3 protein-coding genes and 2 pseudogenes are annotated in these 3,615 nt (G+C 75.0%); 4 read left to right on the plus strand and 1 reads right to left on the minus strand.

Features of this window, described 5'->3' with window-relative positions:
- Window positions 1–586: pseudogene (locus DKL51_RS35235) on the plus strand (hypothetical protein); the annotation flags it as partial.
- 10 nt (window positions 587–596) lie between these two features.
- Here the strand turns inward: DKL51_RS35235 and DKL51_RS27925 are convergent.
- Complete coding sequence (locus DKL51_RS27925; RefSeq protein ID WP_124812667.1) at window positions 597–1,178, minus strand: hypothetical protein; 582 nt, start codon at window positions 1,176–1,178, stop codon at window positions 597–599.
- Window positions 1,179–1,336: 158 nt separating this feature from the next.
- Here DKL51_RS27925 and DKL51_RS27930 point away from each other — a divergent pair, with 158 nt between their 5' ends.
- The 3 genes and pseudogenes from DKL51_RS27930 to DKL51_RS27935 form a co-directional block, all read left to right on the plus strand.
- Complete coding sequence (locus DKL51_RS27930) at window positions 1,337–2,515, plus strand: aminoglycoside phosphotransferase family protein (RefSeq protein ID WP_124812668.1); 1,179 nt, start codon at window positions 1,337–1,339, stop codon at window positions 2,513–2,515.
- 142 nt (window positions 2,516–2,657) lie between these two features.
- Window positions 2,658–2,828, plus strand: coding sequence for a hypothetical protein (locus DKL51_RS35240; RefSeq protein ID WP_165823281.1), 171 nt, complete (start codon window positions 2,658–2,660; stop codon window positions 2,826–2,828).
- Window positions 2,829–2,942: 114 nt separating this feature from the next.
- Window positions 2,943–3,615 (plus strand): annotated as a pseudogene (locus DKL51_RS27935) (hypothetical protein); the annotation flags it as partial.

Here is a 3,615-nt window from a genome sequence, read left to right on the forward strand (position 1 = left end):
GGTGGCTCTCGCGGCGGTCGCCGGCACGGTCCGCTGGTCCACCGGGGACCGGCCGGTGGTCGGGATGGACATGGACGGCGGGCCGGCGGCGGGCTCGACCGAGTCCGGGGAACCCACGCCGTCCACCGGCCTCGGCGCGCCGGTCGCCTCCGCCACTCCCACCCTCGGCCCCGGGGCCACCGGCACCCCGGTCCCCGGCAGCTTGCCCGGCTCGGTCCCGGGCGCACCCACTTCCGGAGCGGCGACGATGCCCGGGCCGACCACCGGTGGAACGGTGGTCACGCCATCGGTGCGGCCGACGTCCACCAGGACGGGTGGCTCCCGGCCCAGCCCCTCCACCTCGCCGAGCCCGAGCCCCGGGGACCTGTGCGGCGCGCCGAAGAACCCGTACGGCTACAACTACTGCGGCGGCTCCCGCATCTACGCCCCGGCCGAAGATGTCTGCAGCTACTTCACGTGCGTCGACAATTTCTGGGACGGCAACGGTTACATGGTGCTGTGCAACGACGGTCTGATCAGCAAGACCGGGATGGGGTCCCAACCCTGCGCCGGCCACGGCGGCACCAAGCAGGACGTCTACGTCTGACCCGGCCGGCTCACGCCGCCCGCCGAAGGGCGGACGGGCGCAGTGGGAGCAGCCCACCGAAGACGAGTGCGGCGCCGATCGGCAGCAGGTCCAGGTTGACCGCGATCGCGACGAAGCCGGCCAGCACCAGCACCGGCGCCCAGACCGGCAGCAGCCGGACGACGACAGCCCGGATCAGCAGCGTGAGCAGGCCCAGCTCGAACAGCGCCGGCCCACCCAGGAGCACCAGGTCCGGCGGCGGCACCGCGTCGGCGAAGCGCGGGAACAGGTCGCCGAGGATCACCCAGACGAAGCCCGCCGCCCCGACCATCCCGGCCCCGGCCGCCACGTCGGTGAGCGTCTTCTGTCGGGGCGAGGTGACCAGCAGCAGGCCGCGCAGTTCGACGATCACCACGGCGAAAAGCACGATGCCGAGCAGGAACAGGCTGTGCCCGGTCAGCCAGGCCCACCCGGACTTGTCGCGGTGTCCGTCGAAGCCGTCGATCAGGCGGAGGACGCCGTAGCCGAGCAGCAGCAACGACGCGGCCACGGCCGCCGGCCGCAACCAGCGGTACAAGGTGCGGGCGGTCACGCGGGAATCGGTTTCGATCATTGCCTCAGCCTGGCCGCCGACCGGGGCGCGGACATCCGGGGCGAACCCGTAGCGGCCCCGGAGCGGCGGCTCGGGGCAGGCTCGGGGTGCGGCCCGGTCGCCGGCCGCCGTCGGATAACCGCTCGCCCCTGCCACCGGCCCGGCGATACCGTCCCCGCGTGTCCCGCACCGTGACCCTCGCCCTGGTCGACGACGCCGGCGTGCCGCTGGGCGCCCTCCCCGCGTACGACGTGCCGGCGCCCTGGTGGCAGGAGGTCTCCTCGGTGGTCGCCGAGGCCCGGCGCCGGTACGGCCTCGACGTGGCCGTGCTGCGGCTGGTCGCCGCGGATCGGCCGGAGCCGCCGGGCGGCCACCTCACCTACCTGGCCCAGGTCTCCGGGCGGCCGTCGGTGCCGCTGACCCCGGTTCCGGTGGACCTGACGCCGGAGCCGCTGCGCGCCCCCTGGGCCGAGCCGGGCGGCCCGGCCCGCAGCCTCGCCTGGGCTGCCGAGGAGCTGCAACGCCTCGGCCGACCGGTGACCGCCGTGGCGCAGCAGCGCACCTGGAACCTCTCCGCGATCTGGCGCCTCGACGGCGCGCACGGCACCGCCTGGCTGAAGCAGGTGCCGGTCTTCTTCCGGCACGAGGCCGCCGTGCTGCGCTGGCTCGCCCGCGCCGCGCCCGGCATCACTCCGATCGTGCTGGCGGACGACGGCACGGGGCGGGTGCTGCTCGACCACGTACCGGGGGAGGACCGCTACGAGGCCGGGCCCGACGAGCGGGCCGCCATCGCGGTCGACCACCACGCCATCCAGCTCCGCGCCGTGGACGACGTGGCGGGGCTGGTCGCGGTCGGCGTACCCGATCTGCGCGGCCCGGCCCTCGCCCGCTGGATCCGCGCGGCGCTCGCCCCGCACGACGTCTCCGTCGTGGTCGACCTGCTCGCCGGGCTCGACGACCGCCTGGCGGAGGTCCGCCGCTTCGGCCTGCCTGACACCCTCGTTCACGGCGACCTGCACCCGGGCAACGTGCGCAGCGACGGCACGCGGCGGGTCATCATCGACTGGGGTGACGCGTTCCTCGGCCACTCCGCGTTCGACATCCTGCGGCTCACCGAGACCCTCGACGCGGCGACCGCCGGGTCGCTGCGGGAGGCGTGGGCCGCCCGGTGGCGGGCTGATGTGCCCGGCTGCGATCCGGAACAGGCCGTCGCGCTGCTGCGCCCGGTCGCCCCGCTGCGGATGGCCGCCGTCTACGCCCTGTTCCTCGCCGGCATCGAGCCCAGCGAGCACCCGTACCACGCGGGCGACGTGCCGGCCTGCCTGGAGCGGGCGGCCGCCGAGGCCAAGCAGGACTGACCGTCAGCGGCGTCGGCCACCACCCTCCTGGGCGATTTCCAAGACGTGACCAGAACCACCACGACCCGGCGCGCGGACCGTCGTTGGCCTGGTGAGTGCATGAGCGGCGGAGCGGGGACGCCGCACGGGGGAGGCGAGGGCGATGACTGATCACGCCGAATGGACGGAGCTGCGGGAGCGCCGGATGGCGGAGCCGGACGCCGAGGAGGCGTACGAGGCGGCCCGGATCGCGTTCGAGCTGCGGCAGACGCTGCGTGAGCTGCGGCGACGCAACGGCAGGGTGCCGCGCCGCCGGCCGACCGCCGGTCCCTGACCGCCGCGGGCGCTCCAGGACGGACGTCCAGAGTGGAACCGTGCCGTGTCCTGCGGGCGGTTCAGGGGTTGTACCGGATGACCAGCGAATCATCTTCGTGAAAGGTGGTCCCCGGTGAACCATGCGAACAGGACCGGTTCCGGTTGGCGGGTGCGCTGGGCCAGGCGCGAGAACGCCCGGCGGCGACGGGCCCACGAGGACGCCATCGAGGCGTGGTGCCTGCGCGGCATCCGCCTGCAACGGCTGCGCGCCGCCGCCGAGGACCACCCGTCGATCCGGCCGGCCCTGCCCGTGGACCTGGCCCATGACGAGACCGTCGTCGCCGTCCAGCCGTCGACCGGCCTGCTCACCGTGCCCCGGCACGCCGACCTGCCCGGGGCCCAGCTCTCCGCGATCCCGCCAGCGCAGCCGGAATCCGCGCCCCCGTTGCCGGAGGGCAGCCGGGTGACCGAGGCCGGCACCGCCGTGGTCACCGACCGCCGGGTCATCCTGGTCGGCCGCAAGCACACCCGCCAATGGACGTACGCCGAGCTCAGCGGACTCACCCACCACCCGACGGTGCCGGTCACCCTGCTGCACGGGCCCACCGGCGCCCTCGTGGCCGGCCTGCGCGTACCCCGGGGCGCCGCGGCCCGGTTCCGGCTGCGCCTGACCATGGCGTACGCCGACGCCACCGGGCAGCGGAACGGCGTCCTCGCCCGGCTCGACAAGGCGGTGGGCCGGGTCCGAGTCGATCGTCGCGGCGAACGCCACCACGGCGATGAGCGCCGCGACGATCGACTCGGAC

This window comes from Micromonospora globispora (assembly GCF_003857015.1).
Lineage (GTDB): Bacteria > Actinomycetota > Actinomycetes > Mycobacteriales > Micromonosporaceae > Micromonospora > Micromonospora globispora.